The organism is Pseudomonas allokribbensis (genome assembly GCF_014863605.1).
In the GTDB taxonomy this organism is placed as follows: domain Bacteria; phylum Pseudomonadota; class Gammaproteobacteria; order Pseudomonadales; family Pseudomonadaceae; genus Aquipseudomonas; species Aquipseudomonas allokribbensis.
In genome coordinates, this window is the sequence record NZ_CP062252.1 from 5,880,127 (window position 1) to 5,897,354 (window position 17,228).

The 17,228-nt window shown below is 55.6% G+C and carries 13 protein-coding genes, 2 tRNA genes and 3 rRNA genes; 6 read left to right on the forward strand and 12 right to left on the reverse strand.

Annotation, left to right across the window (positions count from 1 at the left end; genetic code table 11):
- Positions 1-133: 133 nt before the first annotated feature.
- The 10 genes from IF199_RS27090 to tyrS all read right to left on the reverse strand — a co-directional run bounded on the left by IF199_RS27090 (position 134) and on the right by tyrS (position 9,353).
- Positions 134-559 carry a hypothetical protein gene (locus IF199_RS27090; RefSeq protein WP_096823090.1) on the reverse strand — a complete coding sequence of 142 codons (426 nt, stop codon included), beginning with the start codon at positions 557-559 and terminating at the stop codon, positions 134-136.
- 7 nt (positions 560-566) lie between these two features.
- The gene (locus IF199_RS27095) at positions 567-1,316 is read right to left on the reverse strand and encodes a pantothenate kinase (protein WP_085733020.1); all 750 of its coding nucleotides are present in this window, start codon (positions 1,314-1,316) and stop codon (positions 567-569) included.
- Positions 1,306-2,259, reverse strand: coding sequence for a bifunctional biotin--[acetyl-CoA-carboxylase] ligase/biotin operon repressor BirA (birA, locus tag IF199_RS27100; protein ID WP_192559117.1), 954 nt, complete (start codon positions 2,257-2,259; stop codon positions 1,306-1,308). The genes IF199_RS27095 and birA overlap by 11 nt, the downstream gene beginning before the upstream one ends.
- Positions 2,260-2,391: 132 nt before the next feature.
- A 5S ribosomal RNA gene (rrf, locus tag IF199_RS27105) occupies positions 2,392-2,507 on the reverse strand.
- 156 nt (positions 2,508-2,663) lie between these two features.
- Positions 2,664-5,554, reverse strand: a 23S ribosomal RNA gene (locus IF199_RS27110).
- Between the two features lie 245 nt (positions 5,555-5,799).
- Positions 5,800-5,875: transfer RNA gene (locus tag IF199_RS27115), tRNA-Ala, on the reverse strand.
- A gap of 30 nt (positions 5,876-5,905) precedes the next feature.
- Positions 5,906-5,982: transfer RNA gene (locus tag IF199_RS27120), tRNA-Ile, on the reverse strand.
- 81 nt (positions 5,983-6,063) lie between these two features.
- Positions 6,064-7,600: ribosomal RNA gene (locus tag IF199_RS27125) — 16S ribosomal RNA — on the reverse strand.
- The 16S, 23S and 5S rRNA genes sit together here with 2 tRNA genes alongside, the layout of an rRNA operon.
- Before the next feature lie 293 nt (positions 7,601-7,893).
- A complete protein-coding gene (locus IF199_RS27130) occupies positions 7,894-8,073 on the reverse strand; it encodes a hypothetical protein (RefSeq protein WP_176504905.1) in 180 nt (59 codons plus the stop codon).
- Positions 8,074-8,153: 80 nt separating this feature from the next.
- Positions 8,154-9,353: a tyrosine--tRNA ligase gene (tyrS, locus tag IF199_RS27135; protein WP_192559118.1), complete on the reverse strand. Its 1,200-nt coding sequence runs from the start codon at positions 9,351-9,353 to the stop codon at positions 8,154-8,156.
- Between the two features lie 210 nt (positions 9,354-9,563).
- Here tyrS and IF199_RS27140 point away from each other — a divergent pair, with 210 nt between their 5' ends.
- Positions 9,564-10,988, forward strand: coding sequence for a peptidoglycan DD-metalloendopeptidase family protein (locus IF199_RS27140; RefSeq protein ID WP_192559119.1), 1,425 nt, complete (start codon positions 9,564-9,566; stop codon positions 10,986-10,988).
- A 3-nt stretch (positions 10,989-10,991) separates the two neighbouring features.
- Positions 10,992-12,083, forward strand: a complete 1,092-nt coding sequence (locus IF199_RS27145; protein WP_192559120.1) for an anhydro-N-acetylmuramic acid kinase — start codon at positions 10,992-10,994, stop codon at positions 12,081-12,083.
- 74 nt (positions 12,084-12,157) lie between these two features.
- Here the strand turns inward: IF199_RS27145 and erpA are convergent, their stop codons facing one another.
- Positions 12,158-12,508, reverse strand: coding sequence for an iron-sulfur cluster insertion protein ErpA (gene erpA, locus IF199_RS27150; protein ID WP_003228776.1), 351 nt, complete (start codon positions 12,506-12,508; stop codon positions 12,158-12,160).
- A gap of 167 nt (positions 12,509-12,675) precedes the next feature.
- On the reverse strand, positions 12,676-13,710 hold the full coding sequence (argC, locus tag IF199_RS27155) for an N-acetyl-gamma-glutamyl-phosphate reductase (RefSeq protein WP_096817941.1): 1,035 nt from the start codon (positions 13,708-13,710) through the stop codon (positions 12,676-12,678).
- 135 nt (positions 13,711-13,845) lie between these two features.
- Between argC and hemJ the strand changes: the two genes are divergently transcribed.
- The 4 genes from hemJ to IF199_RS27175 all read left to right on the forward strand — a co-directional run bounded on the left by hemJ (position 13,846) and on the right by IF199_RS27175 (position 17,171).
- A complete protein-coding gene (gene hemJ, locus IF199_RS27160; RefSeq protein WP_085709241.1) occupies positions 13,846-14,274 on the forward strand; it encodes a protoporphyrinogen oxidase HemJ in 429 nt (142 codons plus the stop codon).
- Positions 14,275-14,307: 33 nt separating this feature from the next.
- Positions 14,308-15,276, forward strand: a complete 969-nt coding sequence (locus IF199_RS27165; RefSeq protein WP_192559121.1) for an NAD(P)H-dependent flavin oxidoreductase — start codon at positions 14,308-14,310, stop codon at positions 15,274-15,276.
- Positions 15,277-15,370: 94 nt separating this feature from the next.
- On the forward strand, positions 15,371-16,321 hold the full coding sequence (locus tag IF199_RS27170; RefSeq protein WP_192559122.1) for a DUF805 domain-containing protein: 951 nt from the start codon (positions 15,371-15,373) through the stop codon (positions 16,319-16,321).
- A 61-nt stretch (positions 16,322-16,382) separates the two neighbouring features.
- The gene (locus IF199_RS27175) at positions 16,383-17,171 is read left to right on the forward strand and encodes an SDR family NAD(P)-dependent oxidoreductase (RefSeq protein ID WP_192559123.1); all 789 of its coding nucleotides are present in this window, start codon (positions 16,383-16,385) and stop codon (positions 17,169-17,171) included.
- Positions 17,172-17,228: the final 57 nt, after the last annotated feature.

Consider the following 17,228-nt stretch of genomic DNA (forward strand, 5'->3'; position numbering starts at 1 on the left):
GGCATTCTATACTATGCCAAACCCTTGTCAAGCATTTTCTCATTTAAAAACCTGAGGTTAGCTGCTTTGACATCACCCTACCGCTTCAACCTTTTCAGGTCTTCGCTGTGGAGCGGGCGCCATTCTATGCAAACTATTCCGCAGGTGCAACCCCCTCGCACAGCATTATTTTGTGTTTTAACTCATTGAATTCCTTGGAAAGGTTTTGCAACTGAGTATCGCCCAGGAAACGCTGGGTTTCAGGCGTGATTCGGAACCAATATGCATTGCTGGAAAGGTCTTTCGGCAAGGGCTGAGCTTTCGCACCAAGCTCACTCAGGCGCTGTTCCAGTGCCTGCGCAGTTTCAGGACGACCCGAACCACCTATATATAGACACTGCCCATCAGCCTTCGCACCTCGCGAGGCATCACCAGCCTCACTCAGCAAACGGATATCCTGCTGCGAACCACGATAAAGACTGAGAGGCGTGACGTCCTTTGCGCGCAATGGAGCCTCCTGCTGATGCCAGACGTAATAAAACACATTGAGTACCAAAAGCAGGAGAAACAACCAACGCATACAAACCTCAGGACAAAGGACATGCCATAGCCAAACCTACGAACACCAAATCGGAAACGACCCGAGCCTCAGGCGCGACATCCGACACCAACTCGGCATCACCACCTGTGATGAAGACACTGAAGCTTTCACCCCAGTAGGAGCGCGCCATCTCCAACTGCGTCAATACGAATCCTCTGAGCATCAACGAACAGCCACGCTCCACTGCCTCGACCGTATTGCGCCCAGGAGCGTGACTCGTCAATGCCCGTTCCGCCGCCAGATCGCCATAGCGAATCTTTCGAGTATGCGTACGCAATTGATTGCGCATTAGCGGCATACCAGGACCAATGAAGCCTCCCAGGTGCTCACCATCCGACGAGATGAAATCAGCAGTCACCGCTGTCCCGAAATCGAGAACCAGGCAAGCCCCACCAGCCAGATGAAAACCACCGAGCATCGCCAACCAACGATCAAGGCCAAGACGTTCGTAGTCTTCGTAACCATTTTTGACGCCGGACATTTCACGAGCAGGCGTCGCACAGACAACGGAAATATCGAACTCACGCTTGAGAAAACCAATCAGCAAATTGGTCTCATCTTCAGTTCTCACACTGACAAGGCGGCATTTGCCGAGAGACAATTTATCGAGCGAACGAAGGCCGCTGACCAATGCCTCATCGGAGTCGACCACCCCTTCCGCGACCAGGGCACCTGCTTCGCCATCCAGCACCCGCCACTTGATAAAACTGTTTCCGCAATCAAGCTCAAGAATCATCACGCAACCTCAAGCTGAGCTCACCACCACTAAAGACTTTCTCCACGCCATCCACCTTCAGCCGTAGCGCACCTTGATTATCGATCCCCAGCACCACGCCATCTATCTGGTTGACACCTGCAGTGAGAGAAACCGGCAGTCCCTGCCATAAGTGATTCGCTTCCCACTCCGCCTGAAGCGCAGAGAAACCTCCTGATTGATGACGCTGCAGATAAAGCTGCAACTGCTTGCTCAGCTCAACCACCAGAATATTGCGATCACAACTTTTTCCCGACTCGAGCCGTATCGAGGTCCACTGCTGATCAACCTCGTCAGTAGCTTGCATGTTCACGTTAATGCCAACACCCAGCACTACATGACACACGTCCGCCGGGTCTCCGACCAGCTCCAGCAAGATCCCGGCGATTTTTTTTCGCCCAGCCAAAACGTCATTGGGCCACTTCAACCCCGCACCTGGCACACCAAGCACGCGAAGGGTTTGCATGACCGCGAGACCGACAACAAGACTTAGCCCTTCGAGCTGACGCATCCCACCATCAATACGCAATACGAGACTGTAATAGAGGTTCTCGGCAAACGGACTTACCCATTTGCGACCTCTACGACCACGTCCGGAAATTTGTCGCTCAGCCAGCACCAGAAAGGGCGCCATTTGCCCCCGATCAACGGCACGCAACGATTCTGCATTAGTAGAGTCGATGGAGTCGAAGACACTCACAGGCCAGCCGGCAAGACTTTCCTCTATCTTGAGCGAGTCAAGCAACTCCAGTGGCGAGGCCAACTGGTAGCCCCGCCCCCGGACTTTATGTATGGATAGCCCAAGCTCAGCCTCCAGGTGTTGAAGCTGCTTCCACACTGCACTTCGACTAATTCCCAGGGCAACTCCCAGAGCCTGACCGGAATGGAATCGCCCATCCTTCAGAAGGTTCAACAACGTCAGCATGCAGGTCTCGCCTCGGAATGAGGCCCGAATAATAGCCATGCACCGAGCCGTTGCATAGAATTCAAACAACCTGCTTTCCTGCGGGCAAAACAAAACCCCAACTGCTTTCGCAATTGGGGTTTCGGAATTTAATCTTGACGATGACCTACTCTCACATGGGGAAACCCCACACTACCATCGGCGATGCATCGTTTCACTTCTGAGTTCGGGATGGGATCAGGTGGTTCCAACGCTCTATGGTCGTCAAGAAATTCGGGTACTGAGTCGTGGCCAGCTGGCCTCGCTTCAGCAAATTGGGTATGGGATAGTTTTCGGTGCTTTGTGAGCGTCGAACTTTCGGTTCACTTCGTCTTCACACACCGCAATCTGGCCTCTTTCGAGTTCGCAAATTGCTTGGGTGTTATATGGTCAAGCCTCACGGGCAATTAGTATTGGTTAGCTCAACGCCTCACAGCGCTTACACACCCAACCTATCAACGTCGTAGTCTTCGACGGCCCTTCAGGGAACTCAAGGTTCCAGTGAGATCTCATCTTGAGGCAAGTTTCCCGCTTAGATGCTTTCAGCGGTTATCTTTTCCGAACATAGCTACCCGGCAATGCCACTGGCGTGACAACCGGAACACCAGAGGTTCGTCCACTCCGGTCCTCTCGTACTAGGAGCAGCCCCTCTCAAATCTCAAACGTCCACGGCAGATAGGGACCGAACTGTCTCACGACGTTCTAAACCCAGCTCGCGTACCACTTTAAATGGCGAACAGCCATACCCTTGGGACCGGCTTCAGCCCCAGGATGTGATGAGCCGACATCGAGGTGCCAAACACCGCCGTCGATATGAACTCTTGGGCGGTATCAGCCTGTTATCCCCGGAGTACCTTTTATCCGTTGAGCGATGGCCCTTCCATACAGAACCACCGGATCACTAAGACCTACTTTCGTACCTGCTCGACGTGTCTGTCTCGCAGTCAAGCGCGCTTTTGCCTTTATACTCTACGACCGATTTCCGACCGGTCTGAGCGCACCTTCGTACTCCTCCGTTACTCTTTAGGAGGAGACCGCCCCAGTCAAACTACCCACCATACACTGTCCTCGATCCGGATAACGGACCTGAGTTAGAACCTCAAAGTTGCCAGGGTGGTATTTCAAGGATGGCTCCACGCAAACTGGCGTTCACGCTTCAAAGCCTCCCACCTATCCTACACAAGCAAATTCAAAGTCCAGTGCAAAGCTATAGTAAAGGTTCACGGGGTCTTTCCGTCTAGCCGCGGATACACTGCATCTTCACAGCGATTTCAATTTCACTGAGTCTCGGGTGGAGACAGCGCCGCCATCGTTACGCCATTCGTGCAGGTCGGAACTTACCCGACAAGGAATTTCGCTACCTTAGGACCGTTATAGTTACGGCCGCCGTTTACCGGGGCTTCGATCAAGAGCTTCGCGTTAGCTAACCCCATCAATTAACCTTCCGGCACCGGGCAGGCGTCACACCCTATACGTCCACTTTCGTGTTTGCAGAGTGCTGTGTTTTTAATAAACAGTCGCAGCGGCCTGGTATCTTCGACCGGCATGGGCTTACGGAGCAAGTCCTTCACCCTCACCGGCGCACCTTCTCCCGAAGTTACGGTGCCATTTTGCCTAGTTCCTTCACCCGAGTTCTCTCAAGCGCCTTGGTATTCTCTACCCAACCACCTGTGTCGGTTTGGGGTACGGTTCCTGGTTACCTGAAGCTTAGAAGCTTTTCTTGGAAGCATGGCATCAACCACTTCGTCGCCTAATGGCAACTCGTCATCAGCTCTCGGCCTTAGAATCCCGGATTTACCTAAGATTCCAGCCTACCACCTTAAACTTGGACAACCAACGCCAAGCTGGCCTAGCCTTCTCCGTCCCTCCATCGCAATAACCAGAAGTACAGGAATATTAACCTGTTTTCCATCGACTACGCTTTTCAGCCTCGCCTTAGGGACCGACTAACCCTGCGTCGATTAACGTTGCGCAGGAAACCTTGGTCTTTCGGCGTGGGTGTTTTTCACACCCATTGTCGTTACTCATGTCAGCATTCGCACTTCTGATACCTCCAGCAAGCTTCTCAACTCACCTTCACAGGCTTACAGAACGCTCCTCTACCGCATCACTTACGTGATACCCGTAGCTTCGGTGTATGGTTTGAGCCCCGTTACATCTTCCGCGCAGGCCGACTCGACTAGTGAGCTATTACGCTTTCTTTAAAGGGTGGCTGCTTCTAAGCCAACCTCCTAGCTGTCTAAGCCTTCCCACATCGTTTCCCACTTAACCATAACTTTGGGACCTTAGCTGACGGTCTGGGTTGTTTCCCTTTTCACGACGGACGTTAGCACCCGCCGTGTGTCTCCCATGCTCGGCACTTGTAGGTATTCGGAGTTTGCATCGGTTTGGTAAGTCGGGATGACCCCCTAGCCGAAACAGTGCTCTACCCCCTACAGTGATACATGAGGCGCTACCTAAATAGCTTTCGAGGAGAACCAGCTATCTCCGAGCTTGATTAGCCTTTCACTCCGATCCACAGGTCATCCGCTAACTTTTCAACGGTAGTCGGTTCGGTCCTCCAGTCAGTGTTACCTAACCTTCAACCTGCCCATGGATAGATCGCCCGGTTTCGGGTCTATTCCCAGCGACTAGACGCCCTATTAAGACTCGCTTTCGCTACGCCTCCCCTATTCGGTTAAGCTCGCCACTGAAAATAAGTCGCTGACCCATTATACAAAAGGTACGCAGTCACAGAACAAAGTCTGCTCCCACTGCTTGTACGCATACGGTTTCAGGATCTATTTCACTCCCCTCTCCGGGGTTCTTTTCGCCTTTCCCTCACGGTACTAGTTCACTATCGGTCAGTCAGTAGTATTTAGCCTTGGAGGATGGTCCCCCCATATTCAGACAAAGTTTCTCGTGCTCCGTCCTACTCGATTTCATGACTAAGAGATTTTCGCGTACAGGGCTATCACCCACTATGGCCGCACTTTCCAGAGCGTTCCGCTAATCTCAAAGCCACTTAAGGGCTAGTCCCCGTTCGCTCGCCACTACTAAGGGAATCTCGGTTGATTTCTTTTCCTCAGGGTACTTAGATGTTTCAGTTCCCCTGGTTCGCCTCTTGCACCTATGTATTCAGTACAAGATAACCATCTTATGATGGCTGGGTTCCCCCATTCAGACATCTCCGGATCAAAGTCTGTTTGCCGACTCCCCGAAGCTTTTCGCAGGCTACCACGTCTTTCATCGCCTCTGACTGCCAAGGCATCCACCGTATGCGCTTCTTCACTTGACCATATAACCCCAAGCAATCTGGTTATACTGTGAAGACGACATTCGCCGAAAATTCGAATTTCTCAACTAAGAGAACTCACAAATTTTACCTTAGCCTGATCCGTTACCAGTGAAAGTAACGTTCAGTCTATCTTTCTATCACATACCCAAATTTTTAAAGAACGAACTAGTCAAAGACTAGAAATCAACATTCACCATCCACTCGATGGAATGCTCATTTCTAAGCTCTTACTTCAGAAGCAGTAGTGGTGGAGCCAAGCGGGATCGAACCGCTGACCTCCTGCGTGCAAGGCAGGCGCTCTCCCAGCTGAGCTATGGCCCCGTATTTCTACAGGCGTTTCCCACACAAAATTGGTGGGTCTGGGCAGATTCGAACTGCCGACCTCACCCTTATCAGGGGTGCGCTCTAACCAACTGAGCTACAGACCCAATTTCGGGCTGCTTCTTTCGTCTTCTTCAATGAATCAAGCAATTCGTGTGGGAACTTATGGAGCAGCTGATGTCGTCGATTAAGGAGGTGATCCAGCCGCAGGTTCCCCTACGGCTACCTTGTTACGACTTCACCCCAGTCATGAATCACACCGTGGTAACCGTCCTCCCGAAGGTTAGACTAGCTACTTCTGGTGCAACCCACTCCCATGGTGTGACGGGCGGTGTGTACAAGGCCCGGGAACGTATTCACCGCGACATTCTGATTCGCGATTACTAGCGATTCCGACTTCACGCAGTCGAGTTGCAGACTGCGATCCGGACTACGATCGGTTTTATGGGATTAGCTCCACCTCGCGGCTTGGCAACCCTTTGTACCGACCATTGTAGCACGTGTGTAGCCCAGGCCGTAAGGGCCATGATGACTTGACGTCATCCCCACCTTCCTCCGGTTTGTCACCGGCAGTCTCCTTAGAGTGCCCACCATTACGTGCTGGTAACTAAGGACAAGGGTTGCGCTCGTTACGGGACTTAACCCAACATCTCACGACACGAGCTGACGACAGCCATGCAGCACCTGTCTCAATGTTCCCGAAGGCACCAATCCATCTCTGGAAAGTTCATTGGATGTCAAGGCCTGGTAAGGTTCTTCGCGTTGCTTCGAATTAAACCACATGCTCCACCGCTTGTGCGGGCCCCCGTCAATTCATTTGAGTTTTAACCTTGCGGCCGTACTCCCCAGGCGGTCAACTTAATGCGTTAGCTGCGCCACTAAGAGCTCAAGGCTCCCAACGGCTAGTTGACATCGTTTACGGCGTGGACTACCAGGGTATCTAATCCTGTTTGCTCCCCACGCTTTCGCACCTCAGTGTCAGTATCAGTCCAGGTGGTCGCCTTCGCCACTGGTGTTCCTTCCTATATCTACGCATTTCACCGCTACACAGGAAATTCCACCACCCTCTACCATACTCTAGCTCGCCAGTTTTGGATGCAGTTCCCAGGTTGAGCCCGGGGATTTCACATCCAACTTAACGAACCACCTACGCGCGCTTTACGCCCAGTAATTCCGATTAACGCTTGCACCCTCTGTATTACCGCGGCTGCTGGCACAGAGTTAGCCGGTGCTTATTCTGTCGGTAACGTCAAAATTGCAGAGTATTAATCTACAACCCTTCCTCCCAACTTAAAGTGCTTTACAATCCGAAGACCTTCTTCACACACGCGGCATGGCTGGATCAGGCTTTCGCCCATTGTCCAATATTCCCCACTGCTGCCTCCCGTAGGAGTCTGGACCGTGTCTCAGTTCCAGTGTGACTGATCATCCTCTCAGACCAGTTACGGATCGTCGCCTTGGTGAGCCATTACCTCACCAACTAGCTAATCCGACCTAGGCTCATCTGATAGCGCAAGGCCCGAAGGTCCCCTGCTTTCTCCCGTAGGACGTATGCGGTATTAGCGTTCCTTTCGAAACGTTGTCCCCCACTACCAGGCAGATTCCTAGGCATTACTCACCCGTCCGCCGCTGAATCCGGGAGCAAGCTCCTTTCATCCGCTCGACTTGCATGTGTTAGGCCTGCCGCCAGCGTTCAATCTGAGCCATGATCAAACTCTTCAGTTCAAACATCTTTGGGTTTTGAGAAAACCCTAAACTTGGCTCAGCAATCGTTGGTTACATCTTTGATTTCTCGCGGAGTAACTTGTGATGCTGATAATCTTTCTGACTATCAGTCTGACTCCACAAGCACCCACACGAATTGCTTGATTCAGTTGTTAAAGAGCGGTTGGTTAAGATCTTTCGTCTCAACCGAGGCGCGCATTCTACAGCAGCCTCATTTGCTGTCAAGTGATTATTTTCAGAAGTTTTCGAAGAATTCTTCAACAACTTCAACCACTTGCGCCTCCGATCTCTCGTTAGCGGGAGGCGAATTCTACAGCGTTACACGCTGCTGTCAACACCTCTTTTTCTCCGCTTTCGACCGAGAAGATCGAAACGTCAAAAGAGCCAAACATCACCACTCTTTCAACTCCTTCCAGGCTTCGATGATCTGAAGCAAGTCGCTGCCGAAAACTGCGTAACTCATTGAGTTTCAAGGAGTTTTCCGTTTCGACTGCGCCGGAAGTGGGGCGAATTATAGGCCTCCAGAATCTGCCGTCAACCCCTAATTTCAACCTTACTCGGATTTCAGCGTAATCCGTGCAAAAGCCTTCTTGCCAGCCTGGCAAACATGAGTCGAACCCAGCACGCATATAAAGGAACGATCGACAACCTCACCATCCACACGTACACCGCCAGAAGCCAGCAGGTCACGAGCAGCAGCCGAGTTCTTTACCAGGCCAGCCTTATTAAGGACGGCAGCAATCGGCATATCTTCGGCAGCAGTCAGTTCGACTTCCGGCAAATCATCCGGCAACTCGCCATCCTTCATACGGTTACCCGCACCACGGTGAGCATTGGCAGCAGCCTCTTCACCATGGAAACGCGCAACAATTTCTTCAGCCAGCTTGATCTTGATGTCGCGAGGATTGGCACCCGCCTCTACATCAGCACGGAAAGCATTGATCTCATCCATCGAACGGAAGCTGAGCAGTTCGAAGTAACGCCACATCAACGCATCCGGGATCGAAACCAGCTTGCTGTACATGACGCCCGGCGCTTCCTGGATACCGACGTAGTTGCCCAACGACTTGGACATCTTCTTAACGCCATCCAACCCCTCGAGCAGGGGCATCGTCAGAATGCACTGAGCTTCCTGACCATAACCACGCTGCAGTTCGCGCCCCATCAACAGATTGAACTTCTGATCGGTACCGCCCAGCTCCACGTCCGCGCGCAATGCAACCGAGTCATACCCCTGCACCAGCGGATAGAGGAACTCATGAATGGCGATTGGCTGATTGGTGGTGTAGCGCTTGTCGAAGTCATCACGCTCAAGCATACGAGCCACGGTGTACTGCGAAGTCAGACGAATAAAGTCCGCTGGCCCCATCTGATCCATCCAGGTGGAGTTGAACGCGACTTCGGTTTTCGCCGGATCAAGAATCTTGAAGACCTGAGTCTTGTAGGTCTCGGCATTTTCCAGAACCTGCTCACGGGTCAGCGGAGGACGAGTTGCACTCTTGCCACTCGGATCCCCGATCATTCCGGTGAAGTCGCCTATAAGGAAGATCACCTGATGCCCCAGCTCCTGGAACTGGCGCAGCTTATTAATAAGCACGGTGTGACCAAGGTGCAGATCCGGCGCCGTTGGATCGAAGCCGGCCTTGATTCGCAGCGGCTGGCCACGCTTGAGCTTTTCGATCAGCTCGGACTCGACCAACAATTCTTCCGCACCACGTTTAATCAGCGCTAGCTGCTCTTCAACCGACTTCATAACAGACCCGCAAGGCTCAGATTCAAAGGGAACCAACCATACAAGATCGCGCACCAATTACAAGTTTTGCCCGGCGCACGGACACCAATCCACAGGCGAGATGCCTGCGGACTTGCCTCAGAGATGATTTGGTTATATTTTATACAGTTATTTCATCTTCATCATGTCATTCATCTTTTCCAATTCATCTTTTCAAAGTCAAAACTACTTATGACCACTGAACCGTCTAAAGCGCCACCGCTTTACCCGAAGACCCACCTGCTTGCCGCAAGTGGGATCGCCGCCCTTCTCAGCCTGGCGCTCCTGGTATTTCCTTCCAGTGATGTTGAAGCCAAAAAGACGACCCTGAGCCTTGAACTGGAAAGTCCTGCTGAACAACTGACACAAGATCAAGACGCTGCTGACGCGGTTCAAGCCACAAATGAGCCAGTAGCTTCGCCCTTCGCGCAGATCGAAAACAGCACAGAAGACGCACCTCAAACCGCCCAGGCCGCGCCAGCGCCTGCTCCGGTCGCTCCTGAAAAGAAGGCTCCAGGCCACAGGGAAGTGATCGTCTCCAAGGGTGATACCCTTTCGACATTGTTCGAGAAGGTCGGCCTTCCCGCTGCAGCCGTGCATGACGTGCTGGCCAGCGACAAACAGGCCAAGCAGTTCAGCCAGCTCAAACACGGCCAGAAACTCGAATTCGAGCTCAACCCGCAAGGCCAACTGACCAACCTGCACAGCAAGGTCAGCGACGTCGAAACCATCACCCTGACCAAGAACGACAAGGGTTATGTATTCAACCGCGTAACCGCCAAACCTACCGTTCGTACTGCCTATGTCCACGGCGTGATCAACAGCTCGCTGTCCCAGTCCGCCGCCCGCGCCGGCCTGTCCCACAGCCTGACCATGGATATGGCCAGCGTGTTCGGCTACGACGTCGACTTCGCCCAGGATATCCGCCAGGGCGACGAGTTCGACGTGATCTACGAACAGAAAGTGGTCAATGGCAAAGCCGTCGGCAACGGCCCGATCCTGTCCGCCCGCTTCACCAACCGCGGCAAGACCTACACCGCCGTGCGTTACACCAACAAGCAGGGCAACAGCAGCTACTACACCGCCGATGGCAACAGCATGCGCAAGGCGTTCATCCGCACGCCGGTGGACTTCGCCCGCATCAGCTCCAAGTTTTCCATGGGCCGCAAACACCCGATCCTCAACAAGATCCGCGCCCACAAAGGTGTCGACTACGCCGCCCCGCGCGGTACGCCAATCAAGGCTGCCGGTGACGGCAAAGTATTGCTGGCCGGTCGTCGTGGCGGTTACGGCAACACCGTGATCATTCAGCACGGCAATACCTACCGCACGCTGTACGGCCATATGCAGGGTTTCGCCAAAGGCGTGAAAACCGGCGGTACCGTCAAGCAGGGCCAGGTGATCGGCTACATCGGCACCACCGGCCTGTCCACCGGTCCGCACCTGCACTATGAGTTCCAGGTCAACGGTGTTCACGTCGATCCGCTGGGCCAGAAGCTGCCAATGGCCGACCCGATTGCCAAAGCCGAACGCGCCCGCTTCCTGGCACAGAGCCAGCCGCTGATGGCTCGCATGGACCAAGAGAAGGCCACCATGCTGGCTTCGAGCAAACGTTAAGCCATGGCTCTTTATATCGGCGTGATGTCCGGCACCAGTCTCGACGGGCTGGACATCGCCCTGATCGAGCAATCCTCGGCGATCAACCTGATCGCCACGCACTACATTCCCATGCCTGAGTCCCTGCGCGCCGAGCTGCTTGGCTTGTGCGCCAGTGGTCCCGACGAGATCGCCCGCTCGGCCATTGCCCAACAGAATTGGGTGAAGCTTGCCGCCGAAGGGATCCATATCCTGCTCGAACAGCAACAGCTCAAACCCGAAGCCATTCGCGCGATCGGCAGCCACGGCCAGACCATTCGCCATGAGCCGGCACGCGGCTTCACCGTACAGATCGGCAACCCTGCCCTGCTGACCGAGCTGACCGGCATTACGGTCGTCAGTGACTTCCGCAGCCGTGATGTGGCCGCCGGCGGTCAAGGCGCCCCTCTGGTTCCCGCCTTCCACGAAGCGTTGTTCGAAGAGCGTACCGGTAACCGCGCGGTCCTGAATGTCGGCGGTTTCAGCAATGTCAGCCTGATCGAGCCGAACAAGCCTGTAGCCGGATTCGACTGCGGGCCTGGGAATGTTCTGATGGATGCGTGGATTCACCAGCAACGCGGGGAAAACTATGATCGCAACGGTCAATGGGCAGCCAGCGGCAGGGTTGAGCCGGTCCTGCTCAAGGCATTGCTGAGCGATCCCTTCTTCTCGACCCAAGGCCCGAAGAGTACCGGCCGGGAAGTGTTCAACCTGCCTTGGCTGGAACAGCATCTGTCACACCTGCCGGGTTTCACACCCGAAAACGTACAGGCAACGCTGCTCGAACTGACGGCGCTGACCATCGTCGAATCGCTGCAAAGCGCTCAATCGAATACCGAAGAACTGCTGGTCTGCGGCGGCGGCGCCCACAACGCCACGCTGATGAAGCGTCTGGCTGACCTGCTACCAAACGCAAAAGTCGCCAGCACCGCCACCCACGGCGTAGATCCGGATTGGGTCGAAGCCATGGCCTTCGCCTGGCTGGCCCATTGCTGCCTGGAGGGCATCACTGCCAATCGCCCCAGCGTCACCGGCGCCAAGGGTTTGCGCATACTCGGCGCCATCTACCCCAACTAAGACAAAATGCAGATAACAAAACGCCGCAGAACCGTGAGGCTCTGCGGCGTTTTGTTGTGTTCGGTGAAGCGAGATCAGATCGAGAACGAAGAACCGCAACCACACGTCGTGGTGGCATTCGGGTTCTTGATCACGAACCGCGAACCTTCCAGACCTTCCTGGTAGTCCACCTCGGCACCTGCCAGGTATTGGAAACTCATCGGATCAACCACCAGACTGACGCCTTCGCGCTCGACGATGGTGTCGTCCTCGGCCACATCCTCATCGAAGGTGAAGCCGTACTGAAACCCTGAACAACCGCCGCCCGTAACGAATACGCGCAGCTTCAAGCGATCATTCCCCTCTTCATCGACCAGGCTCTTCACCTTGTGCGCGGCACCCTGGGTGAATTGCAAAGCCGTGGGGGTGAAGGATTCGACGCTCATGCTGACTATCTCCCGGCGTTACGCCGCCATAATGCGTGATGACGCGCATTATCCGCTTGTCCTAGAAAATCGGTCAACTATTGTTACGGTATATCAATAAAGCTGATCAACCGACCAGAATGCAAAAAGGCCCGTTCAACGGGCCTTTTTACGAGTCCAACAAGCCGTTACGGCAGCATGCCCGCGTGGGACAGACCAAAGCGCTCATCCAGACCGAACAGGATGTTCATGTTCTGCACCGCCTGACCCGACGCGCCCTTGACCAGATTGTCGATCACCGACAGCACCACCACCAGATCACCATCCTGTGGACGGTGAACCGCAATTCGGCAGACGTTGGCACCGCGCACGCTACGGGTTTCCGGATGGCTGCCGGCCGGCATCACGTCGACGAACGGTTCATTGGCATAACGCTTTTCGAACAGTGCCTGCAGATCCACCGAGCGATCAACCACAGTCGCATAGAGCGTGGAGTGAATGCCACGAATCATCGGCGTCAGGTGTGGCACGAAGGTCAGACCGACATCCTTGCCCGCCGCACGACGCAGCCCCTGACGAATTTCCGGCAAATGACGGTGACCTTTCACCGCATAGGCCTTCATGCTTTCCGACGTCTCGGAATACAGCGAGCCCACGGAAGCACCACGGCCGGCACCGCTGACACCGGATTTGCAGTCGGCGATCAGCAGCGAAGTATCGGCCAGACCTGCCTCAAGCAACGGCAGGAAACCCAGCTGCGTTGCGGTCGGATAGCAACCCGGCACCGCGATCAGGCGTGCTTTCTTGATTTGCTCGCGGTTGACTTCCGGCAAGCCATAAACCGCTTCGTCCAGCAGCTCCGGCGCACCGTGCGGCTGGCCGTACCACTTGGCCCATTCATCCGCGTCCTGCAGACGGAAATCCGCCGACAGGTCGATGACCTTGGTGCCCGCTGCCAGCAATTCGCCTGCCAGTGCGTGGGCAACCCCGTGCGGAGTGGCGAAGAACACCACGTCGCAGGCGCCCAGGGTCTTGATGTCCGGCACGCTGAATGCCAGGCCATCGTAGTGACCGCGCAGGTTCGGGTACATATCAGCCACGGCCAGACCGGCCTCGGATCGGGAAGTGATCACCACCACTTCTGCCTGCGGATGCTGTGCCAACAGACGCAGCAGTTCGACACCGGTGTAACCCGTGCCGCCGACGATACCGACCTTGACCATAAACCTGCCCTCAACGAACCCACTGGAAAGCCGTCGATAATAGGGGCCGCGCGCCCCTGCGACAACCGTCAAGGTGACGTGCGGACGCTCAAGCCTCTACTATCCGGCCTACCGTGAATGAGGGAATAACCAAAAATGCTCTATCTGTGGATCAAAGCGCTTCATATCGTCAGCATCGTGTGCTGGTTTGCCGGACTGTTCTACCTGCCGCGACTGTTCGTTTATCACGCCCAAAGTGAAGATACGATCAGTAAAGAACGCTTCAGCGTCATGGAACGCAAGCTGTATCGCGGCATCATGGGCCCGGCGATGATCGCTGCCCTGATCTTCGGCGGCTGGCTGATCTACCTGAACCCGAGCATCTTCAGCAGCGGTGGCTGGATCCACGCCAAGCTGACCCTGGTCGTGCTGTTGATCGGTTATCACCACATGTGCGGTGCGCAGGTAAAACGTTTTGCCCGTGGCGAGAACACCCGCAGCCATGTCTTTTATCGCTGGTTCAATGAAGTGCCGGTTCTGATATTGCTGGCTATCGTAATTCTGGTCGTGGTCAAGCCGTTCTAACTTCAACTGGTTCAACTTTCCGGGGTACTTCCGATGTCGCTGCCCGCTCTGCTCGAACAACGTCTGCGCCTGCCCGTCGTGGCTGCGCCGATGTTCCTGATTTCCAATCCTGAACTGGTGCTCGCGTGCTGTCGCAACGGCGTGGTGGGCAGCTTTCCGGCGCTCAACCAACGCGAAAGCAGCGGGTTCAAGGCCTGGCTGGAACAGATCGAAGCGGGACTGGCGACACTGGATAACCCGGCGCCGTATGCCGTGAACCTGATTGTTCACAAGAGCAATCCGCGTCTGCAGGCGGATCTGAACATCTGCGTCGAGCACAAGGTGCCGATCGTCATCACCAGCCTCGGTGCAGTGAAGGAGTTGGTGGACGCTGTGCACAGCTATGGCGGCCTGGTGTTCCACGACGTGACGACTCGCCGCCATGCGGAAAAAGCCGCCGAAGCCGGCGTCGATGGCTTGATCGCCGTTGCCGCCGGCGCCGGTGGTCATGCCGGCACCTGGAGTCCGTTCTCGCTGATTGCCGAGATTCGTCAGTTCTTCGACAAGACGCTGCTGCTTGCAGGATGTTTGAACCACGGCCATGAGATTCTCGCCGCACAGTTGCTTGGCGCGGATTTGGCCTACTTCGGAACACGATTCATCGGTACGACAGAAAGTCATGCGCCCGACGCCTACAAGGAGATGCTCCTGACAGCCAAGGCAGCGGACATCATTCATACTCCTGCCGTGTCTGGAGTACCGGCCAGCTTCATGCGTCAAAGCCTGGAAGCTGCCGGTTTCGACACGGCTGCGCTGCAAGGCAAAGGTGAAGTGAACTTCGGCGACAAGCTCAAACCGATCAACGATGAAGCCAAGGCCTGGAAAACCGTGTGGTCGGCCGGCCAGGGGGTAGGCGAAATCGAGGATCTGCCGAGCGTTGACCAACTGGTGGCACGCCTCGATGCCGAGTATCGCCAGGCCCTGGAGCACGCAGCGCAACTTCCGAAACGCTGGCCACGCTGAGAAAATTCCGGCCAGTCGTTGCCCGACTGGCCTTACACTTGGCGACTGCAACACGTTTCAATTCAATTTCTTTCGCGACAAGGATGCCTCGGTCATGAGCGAACCGCGTTACAAGATCGTTTTCGACGGAGCCCTTCAGCCTGGCGTCGATATCACCACGGCCAAACTCAATCTGGCCGACCTGTTCAAGAGTGACGTGGCCGGCATCGAGCGCCTGTTCAATGGACGCGCCGTTGCCTTCAAGCGCGACCTGTCACACAGCGACGCCCAGGCTTATTTGCAAGCGCTGGGCAAGACCGGGATCGACGCCCGGATCGAGACAGAAACAGCCATCGAACTGAATCTGTCCGATGTCCAGGAACACTCCGCTGCCGTGACTGAGCCCGACTCACCCTATGCACCACCTCGGGCAAGTGTCGGTGAACACCTGCCGGAGTTCGCCGCGCTCAAGCCATTGAGCGTCGAAGGACGGATCGGACGCCTGCGCTACCTGGCATGGTCAATGGTACTGAGTCTGGTGACCCTGCCAATCATCGGTGTGTTTGCGCTGATCGGTCTGGGCCTGGTGAGCGCCGATTCGACCTCCGGCCTGATCATTGGCGGTATCTTCGCCTTCTTCCTGTTCCTGGCCTTCGCGATCGTCGGCATCCTGTTCAGCATTCAGCGTCTGCACGATATCGGCTGGTCAGGCTGGCTCTGGCTACTGACCCTGGTACCGTTCGTGGGCAGCTTCTTCCCGCTGGTGATCATGGTCATGCCCGGCAATACCGGCGCCAATCGCTATGGCCCGCCACCGCCGCCGAACAGCACCGCCGTCAAAGTGCTGTGCTCTCTGTGGATCGTCTTTATCGGGTTGTTCTTCGTCGGCGGAATGCTGGGCGGGATCTCCGCGATCCAGCAGGAGTACGAAACCAGCCTCGAAAGCAGTTATGAGAGCGGTTCGGTGACCGCTGATGAAGTCGATGTCGAAGTCGAGCCCGCGCCGAATTCGGTGGACGATGCAGCCGAAGCCGCGCCGGCCCCTGTAGACTCTGCGAAAGAATGAACAGCGCTCCCCGCCGTGACACCTGCGTCCACGGCGCGGAGCTGTTGCGATGGAGAACTGCATGACCCGTTACGCTCTGATCACTGGCGCCTCCAGCGGTATCGGCCTGGCCATGGCCGAAGCCCTGGCCCGCCGTGGCCGCAGCCTGATTCTGGTGGCCCGACAGCGTGATCAGCTGGAAAGCATTGCGATTGAACTGACCCAGCGTTTCGGCGTGGAGGTACTGTTCCGGGCCTGCGATCTGGGTGAGCCGTTGCGCCTGTCCGGGTTTCTGCTGGAGCTTGAAGAAGGTGACCGGCAGATCGATTTGCTGGTGAACTGCGCCGGCATCGGCACCTGCGGCCCCTTCCTGGCTCAGGACTGGATGACCGAACAAGACCTGATCGAGGTGAACATCCTCGCCCTCACCCGCCTGTGCCACGCGATCGGCAACAGCATGGCCCTGCAGGGCGGCGGGCAGATTCTCAACGTTGCGTCGGTGGCGGCTTTCAATCCAGGCCCATGGATGAGCACCTACTACGCCAGCAAGGCCTACGTTCTGCATTTTTCCGAAGCGCTGCGGGTGGAACTGAAAAAATGCGCCGTGAAAGTCTCGGTGCTCTGCCCGGGCCCGACGCGCACGGCGTTCTTTCGCACGGCGCAACTGAACAACGACAAACTCAACACCAGCAAACTGCTGATGAGCCCCGAAGAGGTCGCGCTATACACCGTGCGCGCCCTGGAGAAAAACCGCGCGATCATCATTCCCGGGCGCAGAAACCGCTGGTTCGCCTTTCTGCCACGACTGGGTTCGCGCTGGCTCAACCGCACCATCGTCGGCATGGTCAACAAAGCTTACTGCCCGCGCTGAAGGGCCGGCAGGCAAATGGCTGGGCGCGGTGATCCCTCGTGGGTACACTCAGCCCAG

What these genes read in the sequence shown, in the direction of transcription:
- IF199_RS27170 (WP_192559122.1), top strand. Translation starts at nt 15,371, where the DNA reads ATGAGCGAACCGCGTTACAAGATCGTTTTCGACGGAGCCCTTCAGCCT.
- erpA (WP_003228776.1), bottom strand. Translation starts at nt 12,508, where the DNA reads ATGAGCGTCGAATCCTTCACCCCCACGGCTTTGCAATTCACCCAGGGT.
- tyrS (WP_192559118.1), bottom strand. Translation starts at nt 9,353, where the DNA reads ATGAAGTCGGTTGAAGAGCAGCTAGCGCTGATTAAACGTGGTGCGGAA.
- IF199_RS27165 (WP_192559121.1), top strand. Translation starts at nt 14,308, where the DNA reads ATGTCGCTGCCCGCTCTGCTCGAACAACGTCTGCGCCTGCCCGTCGTG.
- IF199_RS27175 (WP_192559123.1), top strand. Translation starts at nt 16,383, where the DNA reads ATGACCCGTTACGCTCTGATCACTGGCGCCTCCAGCGGTATCGGCCTG.
- IF199_RS27095 (WP_085733020.1), bottom strand. Translation starts at nt 1,316, where the DNA reads ATGATTCTTGAGCTTGATTGCGGAAACAGTTTTATCAAGTGGCGGGTG.
- IF199_RS27090 (WP_096823090.1), bottom strand. Translation starts at nt 559, where the DNA reads ATGCGTTGGTTGTTTCTCCTGCTTTTGGTACTCAATGTGTTTTATTAC.
- IF199_RS27145 (WP_192559120.1), top strand. Translation starts at nt 10,992, where the DNA reads ATGGCTCTTTATATCGGCGTGATGTCCGGCACCAGTCTCGACGGGCTG.
- birA (WP_192559117.1), bottom strand. Translation starts at nt 2,259, where the DNA reads ATGCTGACGTTGTTGAACCTTCTGAAGGATGGGCGATTCCATTCCGGT.
- IF199_RS27140 (WP_192559119.1), top strand. Translation starts at nt 9,564, where the DNA reads ATGACCACTGAACCGTCTAAAGCGCCACCGCTTTACCCGAAGACCCAC.
- argC (WP_096817941.1), bottom strand. Translation starts at nt 13,710, where the DNA reads ATGGTCAAGGTCGGTATCGTCGGCGGCACGGGTTACACCGGTGTCGAA.
- hemJ (WP_085709241.1), top strand. Translation starts at nt 13,846, where the DNA reads ATGCTCTATCTGTGGATCAAAGCGCTTCATATCGTCAGCATCGTGTGC.